This window comes from Anaerobacillus sp. ABD4_527, from assembly GCF_056160805.1.
This window is the reverse complement of the sequence record NZ_JBSWXZ010000002.1, coordinates 457,469-478,381: the sequence shown is the minus strand read 5'-3', so window position 1 is coordinate 478,381 and position 20,913 is coordinate 457,469. Positions and strand designations below refer to the sequence as shown.

18 protein-coding genes are annotated in these 20,913 nt (G+C 44.6%); 5 read left to right on the top strand and 13 right to left on the bottom strand.

Annotated elements, in window-relative coordinates; genetic code table 11:
* Positions 1-40 precede the first annotated feature (40 nt).
* The gene (gene trxA / locus ACXAHI_RS14615; RefSeq protein ID WP_474849025.1) at positions 41-352 is read right to left on the bottom strand and encodes a thioredoxin; all 312 of its coding nucleotides are present in this window, start codon (positions 350-352) and stop codon (positions 41-43) included.
* A 109-nt stretch (positions 353-461) separates the two neighbouring features.
* Here trxA and ACXAHI_RS14610 point away from each other — a divergent pair, with 109 nt between their 5' ends.
* Together ACXAHI_RS14610 and ACXAHI_RS14605 are read left to right on the top strand one after the other, a co-directional pair.
* On the top strand, positions 462-1,031 hold the full coding sequence (locus ACXAHI_RS14610; protein ID WP_474849023.1) for a CGNR zinc finger domain-containing protein: 570 nt from the start codon (positions 462-464) through the stop codon (positions 1,029-1,031).
* 45 nt (positions 1,032-1,076) lie between these two features.
* Entirely contained in the window at positions 1,077-1,607 is a 531-nt protein-coding gene (locus ACXAHI_RS14605; protein ID WP_474849021.1) for a GNAT family N-acetyltransferase, read from the top strand.
* A 12-nt stretch (positions 1,608-1,619) separates the two neighbouring features.
* Here the strand turns inward: ACXAHI_RS14605 and ACXAHI_RS14600 are convergent, their stop codons facing one another.
* The 6 genes from ACXAHI_RS14600 to ACXAHI_RS14575 all read right to left on the bottom strand — a co-directional run bounded on the left by ACXAHI_RS14600 (position 1,620) and on the right by ACXAHI_RS14575 (position 8,409).
* Positions 1,620-3,626 (bottom strand): sigma 54-interacting transcriptional regulator, encoded by a 2,007-nt coding sequence (locus tag ACXAHI_RS14600; RefSeq protein WP_474849019.1) that lies wholly within the window; start codon positions 3,624-3,626, stop codon positions 1,620-1,622.
* A 25-nt stretch (positions 3,627-3,651) separates the two neighbouring features.
* A complete protein-coding gene (iadA, locus tag ACXAHI_RS14595) occupies positions 3,652-4,812 on the bottom strand; it encodes a beta-aspartyl-peptidase (protein WP_474849017.1) in 1,161 nt (386 codons plus the stop codon).
* A gap of 24 nt (positions 4,813-4,836) precedes the next feature.
* Positions 4,837-6,291: a Na+/H+ antiporter NhaC gene (gene nhaC / locus ACXAHI_RS14590; protein ID WP_474849015.1), complete on the bottom strand. Its 1,455-nt coding sequence runs from the start codon at positions 6,289-6,291 to the stop codon at positions 4,837-4,839.
* Between the two features lie 268 nt (positions 6,292-6,559).
* Positions 6,560-7,258, bottom strand: a complete 699-nt coding sequence (locus ACXAHI_RS14585; RefSeq protein WP_474849013.1) for an ABC transporter ATP-binding protein — start codon at positions 7,256-7,258, stop codon at positions 6,560-6,562.
* A complete protein-coding gene (locus tag ACXAHI_RS14580; protein WP_270181091.1) occupies positions 7,255-7,635 on the bottom strand; it encodes a GntR family transcriptional regulator in 381 nt (126 codons plus the stop codon). The genes ACXAHI_RS14585 and ACXAHI_RS14580 overlap by 4 nt, the downstream gene beginning before the upstream one ends.
* Positions 7,636-7,638: 3 nt before the next feature.
* The gene (locus tag ACXAHI_RS14575; protein WP_474849011.1) at positions 7,639-8,409 is read right to left on the bottom strand and encodes a hypothetical protein; all 771 of its coding nucleotides are present in this window, start codon (positions 8,407-8,409) and stop codon (positions 7,639-7,641) included.
* 456 nt (positions 8,410-8,865) lie between these two features.
* On the opposite strand from ACXAHI_RS14575, the gene ACXAHI_RS14570 reads away from it, so the two are divergent.
* Together ACXAHI_RS14570 and ACXAHI_RS14565 are read left to right on the top strand one after the other, a co-directional pair.
* Positions 8,866-9,624: a spr1630 family ClpXP-sensitive toxin gene (locus ACXAHI_RS14570; RefSeq protein ID WP_474849009.1), complete on the top strand. Its 759-nt coding sequence runs from the start codon at positions 8,866-8,868 to the stop codon at positions 9,622-9,624.
* Positions 9,625-9,662: 38 nt separating this feature from the next.
* On the top strand, positions 9,663-10,859 hold the full coding sequence (locus ACXAHI_RS14565; protein WP_474849007.1) for a spr1629 family repressor/antitoxin: 1,197 nt from the start codon (positions 9,663-9,665) through the stop codon (positions 10,857-10,859).
* A gap of 330 nt (positions 10,860-11,189) precedes the next feature.
* On the opposite strand, the gene ACXAHI_RS14560 is transcribed toward ACXAHI_RS14565, so the two are convergent.
* From ACXAHI_RS14560 to ACXAHI_RS14545, 4 genes are all read right to left on the bottom strand, one after another.
* Positions 11,190-12,335, bottom strand: a complete 1,146-nt coding sequence (locus ACXAHI_RS14560) for a glycerate kinase family protein (RefSeq protein WP_474849005.1) — start codon at positions 12,333-12,335, stop codon at positions 11,190-11,192.
* 11 nt (positions 12,336-12,346) lie between these two features.
* Complete coding sequence (locus ACXAHI_RS14555) at positions 12,347-14,011, bottom strand: alpha-amylase family glycosyl hydrolase (protein ID WP_474849002.1); 1,665 nt, start codon at positions 14,009-14,011, stop codon at positions 12,347-12,349.
* Positions 14,008-16,659, bottom strand: coding sequence for a glycoside hydrolase family 38 N-terminal domain-containing protein (locus ACXAHI_RS14550; RefSeq protein ID WP_474849000.1), 2,652 nt, complete (start codon positions 16,657-16,659; stop codon positions 14,008-14,010). Before ACXAHI_RS14550 ends, ACXAHI_RS14555 begins: the two co-directional genes overlap by 4 nt.
* A 68-nt stretch (positions 16,660-16,727) precedes the next feature.
* Entirely contained in the window at positions 16,728-18,692 is a 1,965-nt protein-coding gene (locus ACXAHI_RS14545; RefSeq protein WP_474848998.1) for a fructose-specific PTS transporter subunit EIIC, read from the bottom strand.
* A 165-nt stretch (positions 18,693-18,857) separates the two neighbouring features.
* Here ACXAHI_RS14545 and ACXAHI_RS14540 point away from each other — a divergent pair, with 165 nt between their 5' ends.
* Entirely contained in the window at positions 18,858-19,607 is a 750-nt protein-coding gene (locus tag ACXAHI_RS14540) for a MurR/RpiR family transcriptional regulator (protein WP_474832400.1), read from the top strand.
* Here ACXAHI_RS14540 and ACXAHI_RS14535 read toward each other — a convergent pair.
* Together ACXAHI_RS14535 and ACXAHI_RS14530 are read right to left on the bottom strand one after the other, a co-directional pair.
* Positions 19,549-19,752 (bottom strand): hypothetical protein, encoded by a 204-nt coding sequence (locus ACXAHI_RS14535; protein WP_474848996.1) that lies wholly within the window; start codon positions 19,750-19,752, stop codon positions 19,549-19,551. The genes ACXAHI_RS14540 and ACXAHI_RS14535 overlap by 59 nt on opposite strands.
* A 315-nt stretch (positions 19,753-20,067) precedes the next feature.
* Entirely contained in the window at positions 20,068-20,838 is a 771-nt protein-coding gene (locus ACXAHI_RS14530; RefSeq protein ID WP_474848994.1) for a TerC family protein, read from the bottom strand.
* Positions 20,839-20,913 lie beyond the last annotated feature (75 nt).

The following is a 20,913-nucleotide window of genomic DNA, read 5'->3' as shown; positions in this document are numbered from 1 at the left end:
GTAGCGCCCCTTCCACAAGAGGCGCTACTTTCTTTATTGTTTAACCGTGTTTCTTCGCGATCGATGCAAGTTCTTCTTTCGTACGGAACCCAACTGCGTTATCAACGAGTTCACCGTCTTTAAAGAATAGCAGCGTCGGGATGCTCATCACGTCGTACTTGCGTGCTGTTTCAGGGTTTGAATCGACGTCAAGCTTTACGACTTTTAGGTCTTTTTCTTCTTCATCAAGTTCATCGAGAACGGGTGCAATCATTTTACAAGGGCCACACCATGGTGCACCTAGATCTGCTAAAACGAGTCCTTCTTTTGTTTCTGCTTCAAAGTTATGGTCTGTTACTTGTTGTACTGCCATGTTATCTCTCCTCTTTTTTGATTCTAACTACTAAAAACTTATTTAGTGGTTAGAATAATACATTATGTTATAATCGTTGTCAAAGATAACGCAAAAGGTGTGTCTCACAATGAATCAACAAACGAATTTTCCACATTTCTCAGATCACCTCTTCATCAACTTGATGAACACGATGAAGATGCATGAAAATAATCCGACCGACCTTTTAGCAACGGAAGCGAATGGATTGGAATGGATAGAGTTGATGAGGGAAAAAGGGTTACTAACGGCAAGGCAGGTAGAACGGATCAATGAAGGTCCTCTCCATATGAACGACCTTAGAAGCTTTCGTGATCAGTGTCGCGCGTACTTTGCTGAGGAAGAAGAAAACGTGATCGACGTCCTAAGCACGATGACGGAAACAGCACCGCTTTCTTTTATCATAGAAGATGGAAGCCTAACTCCACTCCCTTCACAAGGTGGTACGAACGGACTTCTCTCAATCATCGCTTTTTCAATGCTGGAGCTTCAGGAAAGCGGAACGTTAACAAAAGTAAAAGCGTGCGAAAACGACGAATGCCTCGCGTTCTTTGTGAACCAAAAAGGAAAGCGAAAATGGTGCTCCATGGAGGTTTGCGGAAACCGAACGAAGGCGAAGAAGCATTATCAAAAAACAAAAATGTCCCAAAACAAAGGATGAGGCCGCTTGGGACCTCATCCTTATTTTCACTAGAGGAGTGAAACGATGCTCACAATCAAGCAAATCACCCCGTCTGATCTATACCCTTCTATGCTAGACACGTTTAAAAGAAACCAAGAAACAACCCGCGTGCTCGTGAACGAGAATGGAAGTCTCGTCGAAAAAGAAGATCACTTCAACGACGAATGGTCCCTAACCCGAAAGCGAGAAATCGTCCAGCACTTTCGAGATGTGATTGAGGGCGGTGGCGCGGTAATCCTCGCGAATATGGGCACGACCGTTGTCGGATTCGCCGTCATCGAACCGGAAGTATTCGGAGAACGTTACTGCTACCGGGAGCTATCCTACATTCACGTCTCATCCGAACATCGTGGAAACGGCATTGGTCGAAAGCTTTTCAACGTCGTGACAAACGTCGCAAAGCAGCTAGGTGCTGAGAAACTGTACATAGGCGCGCACCCGTCGATTGAAACGCAGCGCTTCTATTTCAGTATGGGGTGTGTGCTCGCGGAAGAAATGAACGAAGCCATTTACAACCGTGAACCGCTGGATCTTCAGTTAGAATATACGTTGTGAGGTAGGGGACTCCTACCTTAACAACGCCCGTACTTCATTAACACCATCATCCGTTATCGTACATCCCCTAACGCCTTTATTCACCTCAATAAACCCTTTCTCACGCAGCTCACTGAGTACACGCTTCACTTTCCCTTCGCCTATCACGATTCCTTTGTTCTTAAGCTCCGTTACAATTTTTCTTCGACCGATACCATATTTTTTATGAATCATGAGAAGAACCTCATCTTTCTCATTTAATACACTGACCGGCCGTGGCGAACCATCCGCTTCCTTCAAGAAATAGCGCGGAAGGTCACGGAGCCCAATTCGTTCATTTGGGAGCTTCATGCTCACGATGTATTCAACCACGTTGATCAGCTCTCTCACGTTCCCTGGCCATGGGTGTTGAATTAAGAAATCTACAGCATCTTTTTCAATATATTCATTGGCGTGGTACACTTCTTCTTCCGTGAACGTATTGAGGTAGTGATGCATCAACGGGAGAATATCTTCTCTCCTTTCCCGCAGTGGAAGGGTGTTCAACGGTAAAACGTTAAGCCTGTAGTAGAGGTCCTGTCTGAACGAGCCTTCTTGAACTTTTTCTTCAAGATCTAGATTCGTCGCGGCAATAATGCGCACATCAATCGGAACTTGTTCCGTTCCACCGACGCGTCTCACGCTTCCTTCTTGAAGTACGCGCAACAGCTTCACCTGAAGATCGAGCGGCGCATCACCGATTTCGTCCATGAAGATCGTGCCGTTGTGCGCCTCTTCAAACAAGCCTCGTTTCCCGCCTTTCACAGCGCCAGTAAACGCGCCTTCTTCATAACCGAACAGCTCACTTTCTAAAATGGTTGGCGATAGCGCAGCGAAGTTCACCGGAACAAAGGGCTGGTGTGACCGGAGGGATTCATTGTGGATCGCCTGAGCGAGCAGCTCTTTTCCCGTCCCGCTTTCACCTTGAATCAAAATAGCCGCATGACGTTTCGCCATTCGCTTCGCTAACGCCGTCATCTCCATCATCTTCTCGTTACGCGAATAAAGGTGATGAAAATCATAGCGCGCAACAAACTTCTTGTTTTTGATTTTTGAGCGAATGACCGTGTCGAGTTCCTTTAACGTGTCGTAGTTTTCGATCTCAAGTAAGTAACAGATGACGCCTTCTTCATTCTCGACCCGATCGACGGAGACGATGTACGTATTCCCGTTTAGTTCGACCACCTCGTCCTCATGTTCGCCATCTGTTTTAAACTGAAATTCTTCTCCAAGAAAATCGCTGATCGTAGGCTGCTTTGCAGGCGTATCGTTCAGCATCCAGTTCATCTTTTCATTCGAATACATGATGTTTCCGTCATCATCACAGAACAACAAAGCCTTTCCGAACTTATCAAAAATCGTCGTTAATAGTAGGTTCGATTGATCGTACTTCTGATTCAACGTCGATAAGTATTTCGTTAACCCGATGATGTCACTTACGAACTCAGACGATGCGAGCGTTCCTGCTTCGTGAAGGTGATCGAGCTCGAACATGATCTCTGTGATCGTCGTGATGTCCACCTGGCGATTTCCGATATCGATCACGTCACGTATTTCTTTCGGAACGAGCTGGCTCTCCCCTGGTGTGATCGCGACCTGACACGGTGGATAACCATCGATGCTTGGATAGTATGGATGAAGCGAGAGCGATTGAAAACCGTGGCTCTTCAACTGATCCATCGCTTCGAGACAGCTTTCTTTCGTATCGTTTACAAGAAGAACATCCGTCTTTTCTTTTAGCGAAAATACAGGTTCGATAAAATCATAGCTAAGGGCTCTTCTCGCGACGATGATTTTCTTCGCCCCTTTTATATAGTCAGCAGCAAGGTTCAAAACGGTTTCACCTGTGACGAGGACAACGTTGTTTTCAAAGTTTTGATGGATGCCTCTTTCGATCGCATACCCTTTCACGACAACGTTGTTCCCTAGGTACCGTTTTACCTGTTCCACGACACTATGTAATGTATTTTCTCCTAATGAAATGACGATGAGTTCTTTCATGTGCAAGCTACCTCTCATTCTGTATCTATTCGAACACGCCTGATCTCGTTACCTCGTATTCTCTCATAAAAGCAGATCCGTTGATATATACGTCCTTAATGTTAAGCTCATCATCAAGCAGAAGTAAGTCTGCGTAATTTCCTTCAAGGAGTGAGCCGCGCTCATCAGCTAGTCCAAGTCCCTTTGCAGGCGTAATCGTGAACGGTTTGAGCGCTTCTTCTAATGGAAGTCCGCATGCTTGGACCAGTTCTTTGAATGCTAGTAGCGATGGTTCAAATCCTGCCACCGCAAGGCCGTTCAAGTTTCCATTCTGATCAAACGATGGAAGACTACCATTCGCATCCGAGCTCATCGTGATGTTCTCAGTCGGCACTCCGTTTTCAAGGAGGTAGTGCATTGCCTCTGCTGGGCTTAACGACCCAGTACTTGTTTTCGTGACCGTGTTCGTTGTAATATCGAGCAATCCACCGCGCCGTCCAAATTCGATGGAAGCTTCCAATAGACTTTCCGTTCGATTAATATGCGTAGGACTGAAGAGGCTGATCGGAAAATCTGTTTCATCAAGAACTTCATAGATTTGCTCGTAGTGATTCTTCCCGCTTCCCATGTGAAGGTGAACGAATCCTTTTTTCTTAGCGAGCATTGAAGCAACTCTCGTGTAGCTTGCGAGACGCTTCAGTTCTTCGTTCGTGACGTAAGATGAACGATGATCCTCGATTGCAAGCTTCAACCCGAGCACTTCTTGAAAGAAAAGAATATCTTCACGCAGGTCGCCGGTAATGGTGTTCGATGGATACCCATAGCCACCGGTTAACATGTAGGCGTTCATGCCTTCTTCCCTTAGCGCCTTCGCCTTCGACAGCAAGTTCTTCGTGTTGCGTCCGATGTCGTTCGTTCCAAGCAATCCAACGACCGTCGTGATCCCGCTTCTAACGAGCGTACCTAGCTGAACTTCAGGGGTCGAAGAGGAGAAGCCCCCTTCACCTCCACCGCCTGTAATATGAACGTGTCGATCGATGAATCCAGGAACGCACGAGGTGCCTGTCCCATCGATGGTTTCAAACTCCACGCCGCTCAACTTGATCGAGTCCTCGATCGTGACAATACGGTCACCTGCGATCAGCACATCTTTTTTACCTAAAAAGTCCGGTGCGTAGACGTTTGTTTGTTGTATTAACTTCAGCATGAATGATCCTCCTGTCGTCCCGTACTAAATTTTATACTGTGCTTCTTGCTCTGAATCGACCTTCATCGCCCCAGGCTGCTTCTCTACTTTTGTAATCGAAAAGCCTGTGAACCCGAACAAGATCGCGAAAATAAACCCAACGTAACACATGATCGCCCATGGCAAGTATTCGATAACCGGTACTCCGAGCGTGCTCGACATGTACACACCAGCGAGTGACCATGGCACGATCGGAACGACCACTGTTCCGGAATCCTCAAGCGTACGAGATAAGTTCTTTGCGTGAAGACCTCGCTCTTTGTAGACGTTTTTAAAGAGTTCACCAGGAATCAAGATCGATAGATAAGAACTACCAGTTGTGACTGCCATCGTAATACACGAAAGCACTGTCGCAAGGACCATACTGCCTGTAGACTTCGCTTTTTCATTCACTTTTGCAAGTACAACTTCAAGTGCACCGATCTTACTTAACACCCCTGCAAAAGCAAACGCACAAAATGCGATCAGCGTCGTGCCCATCATTGAACTCATTCCGCCACGGTTCATCAAGTTCGCAACTTCTGGCGCAATCGTCGCTGGGTCCATTGAAGCTGCCATCATCTCAACGTTAAATCCATTCACACTTGCAAGAAACGCACTTTCAAGCGTCACACCTTGGAACACGAGTCCAAGAAGAATCGCAACAATAGAAGACGTAAGCATAACTGGAATCGTTGGAAACTTCATGATCGATCCACCGAGCACGATGATGACAGGTAGTATCAATAAAATGTTCCAATCGAACATCGTCGTTAGTGTTGACGTCATCATCTCAAGCTTTTCTTCGTTCCCACTATCACCCGTAAGCGCAGATTTTCCAACAAAGAAATAAATGATCAAACCGACTAACGCTGCTGGAATCGACGTGTACAGCATGTGTCTGATATGCTCATACAGCTCGCTTCCCGCTGCAGCTGGCGCAAGGTTCGTTGTATCAGAAAGTGGTGATAGCTTGTCACCAAAGTAAGCACCCGCGACAACCGCTCCAGCCGTCATCGGTAACGAAACACCTTGAACGATCGCAATTCCCATGATCGCAACACCGATTGTCCCCGCAGAACCCCAAGACGTTCCAGTGAACGTTGATACCACTGCTGTAACGATGAATGCTGTGATCAACAAGTAACTCGGATTGATAAGTTCAATTCCGTAGAAGATCATCAATGGGATCGTCCCAGATAACATCCATGTCCCGATCAACACACCTACCGTAATCAAGATTAAAATGGCCGGCATCGCTTTTGCCGTCTTTTCGACGATGCCATCCTGCATCTCATTCCACGACACGCCAAGTGACTTTCCGATGATCGCTGCAATGATGGCCGCCGTAATCAATAATGGCTCAGCTCGTAGATGAAACACGCCGTACCCAATACCTAGCAACAGCAACATCGAGACTATTGGTAGTATGGCTAACAAAAATCCTGGCTTTCTCTTCATACAAATTTCCCCCTTTTATTTTTACCGCTACTTTTATACAAGCAAGTTCTGTGCCAACTTTTTAATTCTTCAAAAAAACGATGAAAACATAGGGGTTCTTTATATAGAGAGGTTAGTAAAACAAGAATAAAATGGGACAAAACGGGACCGTCGGGATGTTGTGGACCACTCAAAATTCCCTGGCTCCCTAACAACAATTGGTTCTGTTTGGGTGTTGTAGGATAAAAAAGAGGTGGTCAGGTATGTTCCTGACCACCTCAGCTGCGGATCAAGCCTCCGCTTGATACTGTTTTTTCAACCAATCGACGATTCTCATACCATCGCGCTCACGAATCGTTTCAACATCTTCAAGCGCAAGGACTTTCCCGTTTCGAATTGCGATGACCATCTCTAGCAACGGCTCGATTTCCGCCACTTCATGCGTCGTGATGATGACGGTTTGTTTTTCTAGATCAATAAAAGAAAGCAACCCTTTTACAATTGAATCTCTTACCATCGGGTCGAGTCCTGATAGCGGCTCATCCATCAGAATAATTGGAACATCTCGTGCAAGCGTGAGGGCGATTTTCACCCTTCCACGGTTTCCTTTCGAGAGATGCTTTACCTTCTGTTCGCGATCAACTTCCATAAAATCGAGAATCTCGTACGCCTTTTCTGTATTAAAATCAGCGAACTGACTTGCAAAAAAGGAGATCGTTTCTTTCACAGAATAAAAGGAGTAATATTCATCTAACTCTGAGAGGTAAGCAACTTTATCCGCTGTACGCCTCGTGACAGGCACTTCGTCGATCATTACGTTTCCTTCAGTAGGTCCAACAAGACCTGCGATCATCTTCATAAACGTCGATTTACCGCTGCCGTTCGATCCAACGAGACCGATGAGCTTTCCTTCGGGTATCGTTACATTCACATCTGACAGGGCACGTTTTGTTAAATACCGTTTCGATACATTCTCAAAAGTAATCATGCGTTATTCTCCTTTTCATTCGTGACATACGTTCTGATCCCATCGATCATATCTTCTGATGAAAATCCCATCTGCTTCATTTCTTCAATAAAATTCTGGATGTGGTTGAGCTTCAGCTCTTCTCGAAGTTCGCTAAGTCTTTCTTTTTCCTCGGTTACAAACGTTCCTTGCCCTCGTTTTGTCTCCACGATCTCCATCCTCTCCAGTTCATTGTAAGTGCGTGACACTGTATTGGGATTCACACCCGATTGAATCGCCATTTCCCTTACAGAAGGAAGCTTTTCACCGGCTTTCCGTTCGCCTTTAATGATTTCCCAGCTGATCCGATCCACGAGCTGCAAGTAAATCGGCTTGGAGGGATTAAACTCTTCTCCCATTCCTTACACCTCCACTTTTCGATCAAGTAACCAACTTGTTACGAAGAAAATAACGACTAAGAGGATTGTATCGAAAATCACGTTTCCAATTGGAAATGGAACCGTAGACGTGGATACTTCAAATGCCTCCTGGGTCACTTGCATACTTAATGGAGACGGAAATTCAACGTAACCCCAGTCCATCAATACTTCTCCAACACGCGTTCCGCTAAACCATCCTCCAAACCAGCTGATCAAACCGATGAGCATAAGAACTAGAAGCAGCGCCCACCTTCCAATATACGTTTTCAACACTTGATACGACGTCCAATAAAAGGTAACCCAGACCCCCATCGTGAGGGCACCTGCCAAAATGATAGCTAGAACGTAAGCTCCAAGCAGCCAAACGTTGTCGATTGGAAGCACAATATCAGCTGTCTCAAGGTTAAACGCTATTAGAGACAGAACACTGACAACAACGAGCGAAATCAGTAGCGCCAGTAATCCATTCAGTACTTTTGCGCCAAGAAGACGCGATCCAGACTGTGGATTGTGAAGCCAAAGATGCAGCTTCCGTCCTTCACTGTTCAAACTAATCAATAAGTAAATGGGCAGGAAGAACATATGCATAAAGCCGAATACGCCTCCAAAAATCGCGGTTAGATAAGGCACTTCCCATCTTTCTGATGCCACGAAGATCCCGATCATCATCACGATGTCAAACGCAATCACGGAAAATAAAAACGTTCTCGTCACACGAAATTCCTTCCGAAACAGCCCACTCCAATTCTTCATTTTTACATCTCCCCTTAATGTGTTTGTGTATTAGTTACATAGTACACTGGTATTCTAGAAGAGTCAATCGGTTTTTGTAAATATTTGTTTTTGGGCTGTCTTAGTAGCTGAGGAACCGCGGTATAATTAAGATTGCTTTTATGAACATAAAAAGACCAGGCAGCCCTTTTGGTTGCCCGATCTAGTACTTTCCTCATATTTATCTTTTTGTGAAATTCCGTTGATACTTTAACAATCATCTTAATTTGTAAACAGTTAACCTCTTTCAAGTGTGATGTATAAACAAGATATATAACCGAGAACTTAGAGGTATTTATCTTAAAGTTAGTTCCACACTATAATTTTTCACACATATATATCATCAAACTTTAAAAAAAAACGATAAAATCACACACTTCTATTAAATCTTCGTTTAAAATAGAAGTTGAGGTCATATAAATTCGATGGAGGGATAACATGGATCAATACAAGTTTGACTCTCATCATAACAAAATGATTGTAGATGCTATTGTTGAAGGCTATCGTGAATACATTAACCACCGTAAAGATCGAAATGAGCACATGAAAATAAGCTCTGCTTTTGCTTGGACAAAAGGCAACTTTATTGAAAGTAAAGTTGCTGAAGTATGTATTGATCAAGGTTTCACTTATAAAAAGTCCAAAGCTGGGTTAACATGGGACTACCTTCAATTTATCCATGGAGAAAATAAGGTGATTTTTTTAATTAAGAATGCTGCCTATTTTAATGAAAATTTATTTTCTCAATCAAAAATTCCAAATAGAAACGGAAAGACCGGAAGCCGTCGAACATACCTTCATGAATTATCTATGATAAATAATGACCTAACTTTCTCTGAAAATAAACAACAAAGTACAGATGATGAGGAACCTCAATACGTTGAACAGCTCTCATTCTTGGTAAGAGAAAAGCAAGTCAAAGAAGAGTTAAGTCACCTCAAAGATACCTATAATGAGTTTCATATCCTAACATATGAACTAGATGAGGCATATCAAATATCTTCCATAAAAAATTACCTACCAAATCCAAAAGATAACAGAGCTTACTTGATTGAGGATCTTACAAGTTACATTTCTGGAGCAGAACTAACTGACGAGGATAGAGAAGTTATCACTCCAGACATGGTAGAGGAAGTAATTGACCCTGAAGCATTCGACATTGAAATCCTTGAAGAAAAAGAAGAACAAAATGAATAATATGGTATTTTGTTTTAGTTAGATAAGGAGGGAGCGATATGTTTATTGGTGAAAATCTTACCAATCTTCGTATCTTGCACGGGTATTCGCGAAAACAGCTCTCTGATATGATCGGCGTAACAGAACAGGCGGTTTGGCAATACGAAAACAATTATACATCACCAAAAATGCAAGTTATAAACGATTTAAAGGATATATTCAATGTAAAAAGCAAGTATTTTTATACTTCTGACATCATTAATCGTGATGTTTCACACGATAATATTAAAGAAGACAACATTGCTTATAGGTCTAAAGTTATGAATGTAATATCAAAAACTAAGGCTGAAGCTAAACACTTAGAATATTTAGATGCTTTTGTGAATCAAATAACATCAAAAATAAAATATCCAACTATGAAGATAGTTCAATTAAGAGATCAAATAATCAAATACTTAAATTCAACTGAAGACAACAAGTTGAAGCAGATAGAAAAAGCAGCTACACTAGCTCGAGAAAATTTAGGTTTTAAGAACGACTCTAATGAGGATTTATTGTTTCTTATTGAAAAGAGCGGAGTGTTTGTTTTTGAAAAAGCGATTGGCGAAGAAATTGATGCTTACAGTTTATGGACTGAAAGTGAACGCCCTTATATCATTTTAGGGAATTTAAAACGTTCGGCAGTACGAAGAAATTTTGACATTGCACATGAATTAGCGCATTTACTTCTTCACTACCGACTTGAATTTACTACCTTAACACGTAAAGAGCATAATGTTATTGAGAAAGAAGCAGATCTCTTTGCAGGAATATTTCTATTACCTGAAAAAGAATTCTTAAATGATATGAACAACATTTCTTATATAACCAATCCAGACGCCTATATCGACTTAAAAAAGAAGTGGAGCACTTCCCTTCAAGTTCTAGGATACAGAGCTGCTAATCTTGGAATTATAGATTCAAAAAGTCATCGCAACTTTTATGCAGCCCTTCATAGGAAAGGATATTTAAAAAAAGAACCTCTTGATGAAGCTATCCCACTTCAAAGACCCATGAAAATAAAATCAATTATAGACTTAATTGCTAAGAATGATCTTGTAAACATTAATAAATTGATTGAAAACGATTGGAAGGTAGAGGTTTCGTTTTATCACTATTTAACAGGGATAGATACGAACTTTTTTGAAAAATATATGACCATGAAACAGGATTTCGGGATAGAAAAAGTTACTGACATATCTCCTCGGATCTCTTAGAAACACTTATATTAACAAGGAATAGTAAAAAACTTTAGTTAATCATTTGCACACTAGGGATTTTCCATAGGAAATTCCTAGTGTTTTTACTTATGAATTCTCATATGAACTTCTTCTAGGTGGATTAATTTTTGTAATCATTTTTCACTTTAACCTGCTATCAACTTACTTCCTTCCCCCTAATTAATCCTGATCATACGTAAAAAACCTGTTTAAAAGTTACCTTAATTTAAACTGCCCCTATCTCTAAACACGCTGTTCGCTAATGTTTAGAGACAGAAAGCTTTAGTATGTTCATAAATTTCAATCTACAATTTGTATGCTCGTTAGTTACAATTTTCTATTAATCTCCAAAACCCGCGCTACATTCTCCGCAGTCCTCTCCACATTCAAGGATCCATTCCGAAGCGCCTCATCAAGCGTAACCACTCCATTCACCACGCTAAACGCGGCATCGATGCCGTGATGAAAGACCGCTTCATAACCCTCTCCTAAACTTCCTGCAATCGCAATAACTGGTAGGTTAGGATGAAGCGCCTTCGCTCGCTTTGCGACTCCAACTGGCGCTTTCCCGTGAATCGTCTGTGAATCGATGCGTCCCTCTCCTGTTATTAAAAGGTCAGCACCGTTGATGCGGTTTTCAAATCCTATTACATCGAGCACTAGGTCGATGCCACTACGTAATTCTCCGTCAAGAAAAGCGAGGATTCCAGCACCAAGCCCTCCTGCCGCTCCAGCACCGCTCTTGTCACCAACGGATTTCTCTAAGTCTCTCTGAATCACTTTCGCATAATGAGCAAGACACGCATCTAGTTCGCTTACCATTTCTCGTGTAGCTCCTTTTTGCGGTCCGAATACGGCAGATGCACCGCTCTCCCCAGTCAATGGATTCGTCACATCACACGCCGCTTCGATCGACACTTCTTTTAAGCGGCTATCGAGACTAGTCGCATCTATGGAATGAAGTCCACCTAACGCTTTTCCACCAAAAGGGAGTTCTTCACCTTTTGAATCTAGTAACCTAACACCGAGAGCCTGTGCCATGCCTGCGCCACCATCGTTCGTTGCAGAGCCTCCGAGACCGAGCACGATCCGTTCGACACCGTTATTCAGTGCGCCTAGAATCAGTTCACCGGTTCCAAACGTCGTCGTCACAAGCGGGTTCCGCTCACCTCTTGGAACGAGATGAAGCCCAGAAGCAGCTGCCATCTCGATGATCGCTGTCTTCCCGTCACCCGTTATTCCGTAGAAGGCTTCTACCTTTTTTCCAAGTGGACCTGTGACTTCTTGCGTGACAATTTTACCCTCTGTCGCGTCGACGACCGATTGAACCGTTCCTTCACCACCGTCCCCGACAGGAAGATGTATAAAGGAGGCCTCAGGATACACCTTCAGAAACCCCTTTTGTACAGCGTCGCACACTTCTTTCGATGTTAAACTCTCTTTAAATGAATCTGGTGCGATGACGATGTTCATTTCATCACCCTTTACGATTTAATCCACATGTATTGATAAGGAGATAGTGTGACAGACTTCTCAACGTTTTTCTTACTGATTACGTCATGCCCGCCATAAGGAAGTTCGATTGAAACCTCTTCATTCGCTGCGTTCACAACGAAGAGAACCTCTTCACCTTCATTTCTACGAATTAGCGAAAATCCCTTTTCATCCACATCGATGATTTCTTGTTCTGCGAAAGGAGAAAATGCTGGTTCGTTCTGGCGAAGACGAATCAAGTTTTTCATACCGTTAAATACGTCATGCCGCCTCTTTGAGGACGCTAACTCTTCAACAAGTGCATCATACTGAAACTTCTCACGATTGATGCGTCGGTTGATCCCAGAAGACTCCAGTCCCTCATCATCATTCTCAGAGCCTAGCAGGGAATGGTAGTAAACGGCTGGCACACCCATTACAGAGAAGAGAATCGAATGCGCAGCAAGCATCTTTTGAATCTGCGTATCTTCATCTTGCTCATCAGAATTGATGAGCGCATCCATGTAATTGATGTTCAGCTCATATGGTGACTCTGTGCCGTCAGGGTTACTTTTATACGAAACGCGCCCACCGTTTGCGAGCACCTTATCCGCAAGCGCAACACGCTCTTCTTCTTCTAAAATCCCTTCCGTAGGACGCATGCCGATGCCGTCGTGACTCGCGAGGAAATTGAAGTACGTCGCTTGATCAGACACTTTCTCGATCGTTTTCGCCCAGTCCGTGAGCGTACGCGTGTTATGTGTGGTGAACGTGTGGAGCACAAGTGGCGGCAGCGAGAACTGATACACCATGTGCGCTTCGTTTTCTCCGTTGCCGAAATAGCTGATGTTCTCTTTGTGCGGAACGTTCGTCTCCGTGATGAGAATCGTGTTGAGCTCAAGCTCTTCTAACAGTTCACGCCACAGCTGAATGATCGCATGCGTCTGCGGCAGGTGAATCGACGTTGTGCCGGATTCCTTCCACATAAACCCGATCGCATCGAGTCGGATGCTTGTCCCGCCGCGGTACGCATACTCTAGCAGTATCGTCGTCATCTCAAGTAACGCTGGGAAATGCCTGAAGTTGATGTCGACCTGATCTTCACTGAACGTTGTCCAAGCTGTTTTACCGTTTTCGTACTGATGGAAAAGTGGCGACGTACGCGGACGAACCACGTTCGACGCATCAAAACCTTCTTCTTCACGAATAAAATAGTTCGCATACGTCGGATCATCGTTCAAGTACCCCTGAAACCACTTGCTTGATTTCGACATGTGGTTCGTCACGAAATCAAACATGAGACGGTAGTTCTCTGAAAGACGCTCCACATCGGACCAGTCGCCTAGATCCGGATGAATCTCGCGGTAGTCCACAACCGAAAACCCATCATCAGACGTATACGGGAACATCGGCAGCAAATGAACGTCCGTGATCTCATTTTTCGCGTATTCGTTTATAAACGTATTGAGCGTCTGAAGCGTTGGCTCATCACCTCTACGAATGGCGTCTCCATACGTAATGAGATACACGTTCTTCTCTGTTAATGGAGAAATGTCCTTCCAATCCTTCTTCTTCCATTCCTTGACCATGTTCACGATTTCTTCTTTGTATGACGGAGAATACTCCTCACCATAAATGGTTTGGAGTAAACTCTCGACCTTCTCTTTAAACTTCATCGCACATCCACCTTTACGTTAAGCGTCACATACCCTTTCGGCGCTACTGTTACGTCGCCTTCGATCACGTTTCCATCCTTTTCATCGAGCTTCGTTTGCATGATTGACTCGATCGAATCACTCGTTAGCGCAACGAGCTGTTCTTCGTTCGTCGGGTTAAACAGGCGAAGAATAAGATTTTGATCATCGTACGCTTGTTTTATCGAGCTAAAGAAAACATTCTGGTTCGAAGCGTTGAGCAAGCTGAATTCTGTTGGCAGCGCATCGACCGGATACGGAATTTCAAAGCGATCCAATCGCTCTTCAAATGTGTTCAGGTTTTGCTTCTGATAACTCACACCGTGGTCGTTGTACTGATCAACGAGACGGAATAGTGAAGACTCATCGAATCCTTCTGCAAAATGAAGCGCGTATTCGAACGTCATCTCGCCCTGCATCTCGGCGTCAGGTGTATACACGACTTTGTTGTTGATCCCTGATGCGCGACCAGGACGCAATGCGAGGTCGTCTCTTCCAAGCAGGCCAACGCTTCTGAATAGGGTTAGCGCGAGTTCTCCCGTTTCTTTTAAAAGCTGATACTCTTTGATCCCTTTTGTCACGACGGCAGACGTTAGCTCGCCATTCGTCGCACCAGCAAGGTTTTCGAGCGGGTAGATCGGGACAGGCGCTTCCGCAAACTTCTGCTCTCTCCAGTTCACCATGTACGGGTTAACCGTCGGGCGCTGAATCAAGCTGAACCCTTGATCACCGAAGGAGTTCTCCGGTTTTTCAAGCGACGTTTTTAGCAGCACGCTTACTCTGTGGTCTTTCACGTCGTTGTCGATGTGATGGTTCACTCGGATGAACGCTTCGTTTTGGTGAAGCTCGAAGCTTGAGCGAATCACGAGCTCTTTAGTCGTGATGCCAGCTTTTCGCTCTTCAAGATCAGCTGGTACCATTAACGAATGCTGAACATCCATCACTTCAACGCGAGCGTGCTTCGTAACAGAAACTCGGTCCACTTCAGAAGTGAAGATCGGCTCATCGCCATCTAATGGAGAGAAGTCATATGAATCACCTGCATCCGCAACGTTTTCAAAGCGCAGGAAGTTCGGAATCGTCACATCGTTCGCTTTGATGTGAAGCAGAAGCGCACCGTTTTCCTCGCTGATCAAGAACGATTCGTTTTCAACTTCTTTCCCAGTATCTACGCTAGCAGTAACTCCTTCACCATCAACCACTTCAAACGTCTGATACCCCATCGCAGGCAGCTCAAGATCATGAAGGAGCACTTCACTTCTATAGTAGCCAGGTGCTTCCACCTGCTTTTCACCCTCAGCTGTCACCACTATCGTCTTTCCACCGCTAATATACTCTTGATTCAGCGTATCGAGTGGAACGTTTTCTCCATTCATCGTCTTCACTGAAAGCTCCTTCTCTCTTGTGAAAAGAACCGCCTTCTGTGAGCCTTCAAACGAACTCGGCAGCAGGTGGAACAGAACGAGAACGGAGTCTTTTCCTAGCTTACGGCTCACTGCTTCTGTCATCTGCTTTTTCAGTAGGTTCAAACAGCCATCCGCCATACGGATCACTTTCGTTAATCGGTTTACGATTTCCTGATTCGTATCGTCAGAGTTACAGCCACCGATGCTGTCGTGCGCGTGAACGTCAAACAGCATCTTCCACATCTCATCGAGCCATGCTTTCGGATACTTGAAGCCGAGCGTACTCGCGATGCTTCCGAGCGGCTCGAGTTCGTTGATGATCTTCTTCTCAGCGATATCGTTCAGCTTCTTGATGTCATAGCGCTGTGAGCGGATCGTGTTGTGGATCCGTGATTTCTGTGTTGCGATGAGTTCGCCCTGTAGTTCGTTTGTAAAATCGCCATCCTTAAACGTTTCTTCCATGAACGTTTCAAAGTCTGACAGCACGTATTCATGCTTGTCGTCTTTCTCGTTCAGTGCCTTCACGGTTTCAGGGAAATGCTCACGAACGAGCACCTGATCACCGCCTGAAGGAAGCAAGAGGTTATCCGTGCTTTTATTCAGCGCTGAAATTTTGTCTAAGATCGGCAGCAATCGCTCTTCCATATAATCATCGTCTGAAGAGAGAAACTTCCCTGGTCCATAGCCGAAGTACATGTTGTTCGTTTTGATGCTCGAACCGTCCGGAGATGTCCAGTGGAAGTTCAGGTCACCGTTCAACTGGTCTGTATAGATGCCGCGCTGTAAGATGCTGTAGTCGATCCCAAACTCTCTAAATAGCGATGGCAAATACGTGTTTTGACCAAAAATATCCGGAAGGTAGCCGATGTTCATGCTGTGACCCATATTTTCTGCGATTCGCGTTCCGTAAAGCAAATTACGGATGAGCGATTCTTTGTTTACGAGGAGCGAATCCGCCTGTGTGTACCATGGTCCTACGTAGATGCGCTTTTCTTTAATCAACGTGCTAAGGCGCTCTTTTTCCTCTGGTCGAATGCGTAAATATTCATCGATGATGGAAGACTGCGCGTCGAACACGTAGCCCGTGTAATTCGGGTCATTTTCCATCACGTCCATCAAGCGGTCCATATTTTCAACGAGTAAAAGGTTCGAATCTTCTATTGTAAAATACCACTCACGGTCCCAGTGGGAGTGCGGTACGACGTATACTTTTTTCTGTTTCAATCTATTTCCCTCCAGTACCTTTTAAAAGAAATAGGGCACTCTTTTTCAAGATGCGCCCTCTATGTGATTTAGGTTGTTTGAAATTCTCGTTTTTTGATCATCGCAAAACGGATGAAGATGTTAGCGAATGCGATGAACGATGCACCAACGATCAGGCCTAATAGGTATGCCCATAGGTTATCTACGAGCGGCCAGCCCCAGAACGCTGGAAGCGGGAGCCACTGAACGGCACCTAGTAGAACCGCCGTACTCGCACCAACGATCGCACCGATGATGTTGATCGGGATCGTGATCAGCGGGTTACGAAGCATGAATGGAATCGCCCCTTCACTGATTGCGATGAACCCTAGTAATAATGCCGTGTTTCCAGCCACACGAAGGTCTGCTTCAAAGACGCGGCGACCGACAACGTACTTATCGATAACCGTTGCAAGTCCAAGTCCAATTGGCGGAATAACGATCGCAAGAACACGTGCTGTTAACGGATATACTTGATCTGCTGCGAGTCCGATTGCAATTGCACCAGCAGCTTTGTTGATTGGTCCTCCAAGGTCGAACGCTGTTGCGGATGCGATGATCGACGCGAGCACAACGTCGCCTGTTCCTTGAGCGGATTCGATCCAGTTACGAAGCACAACGTTCAGTCCTCCGAATACGGGATCGATTACATAAAAGTTTAAAAAGAAGATCGATAGAACACTGATTGCAGGGATGAGGAACATCGGTTTCATCGCCTGGAAGTTCTTACTGAGCTGAATCTTTTGATTTAAGAAACGGGAGATGTATCCTGCTGCTAGACCGAGGATAAGAGCTCCTAAGAATCCTGATGGAATGCCTTCGATTCCCCAGAACGTGTGGTGAAGGCCGCCTGCGAATGCGCCTCCAATAAAGCCTGCCACTAACCCAACGCGGTCAGCGAGTGAGTACGCGACGAATGCTGCAAAGATCGGGTACATGAACTTAAAGATCAAGACGCCAAACTTATCGAGGTGGTGCAGGATCACGAATAGTTCATTTGAGTGTGTTGCATATTTCATTTCATGAATTTCATTCACAAGACCGAATGGCATCGCGCCAAGCTTTGCGATCCCCATCATAAGACCAGCTGCAACGATGACCGGAATCATGTAAGAGATCCCTGTCATAACCGCTTGTACCGCGTCTTTTAGGAATCCGCCACCGTTTGATCCAGTGGACTGAGATTCTTCCTCTTCCCCGTTCGTTTCGACAACACCGTCCGGTTTCGAAAGTGCTCTTTGAAGCATGTCCTTACTATGCTTCAATGGTTCAGCAACGCGCGTTTGCACGTAGTTCTTTCCTTTAAATCGCTCTTTCTGCTTTGGTGCAATGTCCGTTGCGAAGATGACCGCGTCAGCTTTTTCGATTACTGGTGCTGTGAGCTCATCTTCGATTCCGTTTGCACCTTGCTTTTCAACGAGGACATTGATCCCGAGCTCTCGACCCGCTTTTTCAAGTGCTTCTGCTGCCATGTACGTATGGGCGATGCCTGTCGCACATGCTGTAATGGCAACGACCGTTTTCGTGTATTCTTTTCCTTCACTTACTTCTTCTTTCTCTTCAATATCTAGTCGAGATAGAAATTCCTCTTTACTGCTTGTCGCCATCAACCCTTCCATATAGCCATCGCGCATTAAGTTCGTACTCAATGTGGACAATACTTCTAGGTGTGTGGAACCCGCTTCACTTTCTGGAATCGCTATCAAAAATACAAGTTGTACGTTGTTCGTAGGATCGATGCTCTCCCAATCTTCAAGCGGCGTCTTCAGTCGCGCTACGGCGAATGTTGCTTTTTTGACTGCGGATGATTTTCCGTGTGGGATCGCAAGCCCTCTCTCCATTCCGGTCGGTGATAGCTCTTCACGCTTTAAAACCGCTTCCAAAAATGGCTGTTCCGATTCAACATAGCCTTCCTTTACTAAATTTGAAATAAGCTGTTTGATCACTTGTTCTTTACTCTCTGCTTCAACGTCGAACAAGATTAAATTATGATTCGTCATCTGTCTTAGTTGCATCTCGTCACTCCTATCTATTCCGATATGAAAACACTTACAAGTTCTTATAATATTGTTTTAACATGAAAACAACTGGTGTTTCTGTACATTGTCTGTACAATTGTACAGACTGACGCGTCAGCATGCTATACTGAAACGAGCATATTTCGAAAAAGGAGCAATCACATGGGCAAGATCATCGATCAGTTTGGTAATAGCCTTGCGAACTTAACGCCGACAGAAAAGCAGGTGCTTTATTACATCGATCAGCATTTAACAGAGGCGAAGAACCTTTCACTAACGGAAATCGCAAAAGTGAACAACGTGAGCACGACGACCGTCGTCAGGATGTCACATAAGCTCGGTTTAGAAGGATTTTCTGAACTAAAATATAAATTGAAAAGCGCAGATGAAGAGAGCGGAGAGCTTGAAGAAAACCCGATCGAAAGCTACAAAAAGGGCTTCGTTCAAGCGTTTGAAACGATTCAGCTTCATGAACTTGACCGTCTGAGCGAGCGTATCCATCAAGCCAATCGCGTCATCGTAGTCGGAGTAGGTTTGTCAAAAATGATGGCCGAGTACTTCAGTAAGCTGCTCATGCAGACGAACAAGCAGACGCATTATACATACGAATCGCACATGATCGACCTTCTGCCAAACATGGTGAAAGCAGACGATCTCGTGTTTTTCATCTCGACGAGCGGCGAAACAAAAACGCTCATCCATGCAGCTGAAAAGCTCTCGTACTTGGTCGCAGACACCGCAGCAATCACGAACTCATCGGACTCCACGCTCGGCAGCATGGTCAACACGAACCTCAGCATGACCGTTGGGAAAGTGAAGTTCGCTGGGTATGATATCACGGCGAGATCGACGCTCATGCTGCTGATCGATTTGTTGTTTGAGAGTTATTTGAAGAAGAGTGTGGAAGGGTAAGCAGTACAAAATAATAGCGGATCTGAAATGAATCGTTACTTTCACCTTCATCCCAGCGTTCATACGAAAGCAGCATGCCATTTGGGCATGCTGCTTTTTCATCAAACAATTCGTCACCTACCTGGCAGTTCCCACTAAACCACATCCGGGGCTATCCCGCTTGGATAAAGAGGGATAATGGAAGTTCGCTGATATATTTTCAAAACCGCTGATAAAAGTGGTGTTTTCGCTGATATTGGTGGCATTTTCGCTGATAAAATTGAAATTTCGCTGATAAACTGAGAATATTCGCTGATATCCTCTTCGACCACTAAGATTTTTCACATGTTCACCCCTGTTTTGCACAGAAAAAACGATCATTTTAGTAACTTTCCTCTACCACCATTAAGAATCCATAAAAAAGAGCCAAGGTTTCCCCTCCTCACGAGAAAACCTTTGCTCAATCAAACGCACTATACAGTTATGTGGACTCTTCCTGAACGGAATCTTTTGTAGGTGAAAACCACCCGATCAGTGCGATCGCGACTAACACACCATAGAAAATCAACGTCCAAAGTAGACTATGTGGGAAATGATGATCGATGACCCCAATATCCTTGTGCGCAAGGGTGATGATGGCAAGTTTTACACCTACCCAGGCAACGATCGCGTACGCTGTTGTTTCAAGTGCAGGACGTTTTGTAAGAAGCTTCACGAACCACGTTGCAGCAAACTTAATAAGGACTAGTCCTGCGATACCCCCGATCAAGACAACGGTAAACTGTCCGCCGTCCATCCCACCAAAGTCGCCTAGAGGGGAATCTGGTAGACCGAGTGCGATCGCAACTGCAGCTAGGATCGAATCGATAGCAAACGCGAGGTCAGCGAGTGCAATCTTCCCAACTGTCGGCCAGAAGCCTTTGCCTGCTGCTTTCTCTTCTTCTTCTTTAGAAGGAGGTTCATGCTTAATACGTGCCTTGATAATATGCTTTAACCCTAAGTACAGAAGATAAGCGGCACCGATCGCTTGGATCTGCCATACATTGGCGATAAATGAGATCGCAAAGAGTGCACCAAATCGAAATACAAACGCCATGATGATTCCATAATTAATCGCCTTTTTCTTCTCATCTTCCGGTAAGTGCTTGGCGATTACAGCGAGTACGAGCGCATTGTCTGCAGATAGCAGCCCTTCTAAGGCAATCAAGATCAACAATGCCCAGGCATACTCTAGCAACAGAGCTGTCTCCATATGTATCGCTCCTTTCTTTCTCAAAAGTAGTAATGAATTTAGATTTCCCATAAGTCAAATTTCTATAAAAGATGC

Coding starts and splice junctions, on each gene's coding strand:
- ACXAHI_RS14600 (WP_474849019.1), bottom strand. CDS start 3,626: ATGAAAGAACTCATCGTCATTTCATTAGGAGAAAATACATTACATAGT.
- ACXAHI_RS14530 (WP_474848994.1), bottom strand. CDS start 20,838: ATGGAGACAGCTCTGTTGCTAGAGTATGCCTGGGCATTGTTGATCTTG.
- ACXAHI_RS14545 (WP_474848998.1), bottom strand. CDS start 18,692: ATGCAACTAAGACAGATGACGAATCATAATTTAATCTTGTTCGACGTT.
- ACXAHI_RS14580 (WP_270181091.1), bottom strand. CDS start 7,635: ATGGGAGAAGAGTTTAATCCCTCCAAGCCGATTTACTTGCAGCTCGTG.
- ACXAHI_RS14585 (WP_474849013.1), bottom strand. CDS start 7,258: ATGATTACTTTTGAGAATGTATCGAAACGGTATTTAACAAAACGTGCC.
- ACXAHI_RS14540 (WP_474832400.1), top strand. CDS start 18,858: ATGGGCAAGATCATCGATCAGTTTGGTAATAGCCTTGCGAACTTAACG.
- ACXAHI_RS14575 (WP_474849011.1), bottom strand. CDS start 8,409: ATGAAGAATTGGAGTGGGCTGTTTCGGAAGGAATTTCGTGTGACGAGA.
- ACXAHI_RS14605 (WP_474849021.1), top strand. CDS start 1,077: ATGCTCACAATCAAGCAAATCACCCCGTCTGATCTATACCCTTCTATG.
- ACXAHI_RS14560 (WP_474849005.1), bottom strand. CDS start 12,335: ATGAACATCGTCATCGCACCAGATTCATTTAAAGAGAGTTTAACATCG.
- trxA (WP_474849025.1), bottom strand. CDS start 352: ATGGCAGTACAACAAGTAACAGACCATAACTTTGAAGCAGAAACAAAA.
- ACXAHI_RS14610 (WP_474849023.1), top strand. CDS start 462: ATGAATCAACAAACGAATTTTCCACATTTCTCAGATCACCTCTTCATC.
- ACXAHI_RS14570 (WP_474849009.1), top strand. CDS start 8,866: ATGGATCAATACAAGTTTGACTCTCATCATAACAAAATGATTGTAGAT.
- ACXAHI_RS14565 (WP_474849007.1), top strand. CDS start 9,663: ATGTTTATTGGTGAAAATCTTACCAATCTTCGTATCTTGCACGGGTAT.
- ACXAHI_RS14555 (WP_474849002.1), bottom strand. CDS start 14,011: ATGAAGTTTAAAGAGAAGGTCGAGAGTTTACTCCAAACCATTTATGGT.
- iadA (WP_474849017.1), bottom strand. CDS start 4,812: ATGCTGAAGTTAATACAACAAACAAACGTCTACGCACCGGACTTTTTA.
- nhaC (WP_474849015.1), bottom strand. CDS start 6,291: ATGAAGAGAAAGCCAGGATTTTTGTTAGCCATACTACCAATAGTCTCG.
- ACXAHI_RS14535 (WP_474848996.1), bottom strand. CDS start 19,752: ATGTGGTTTAGTGGGAACTGCCAGGTAGGTGACGAATTGTTTGATGAA.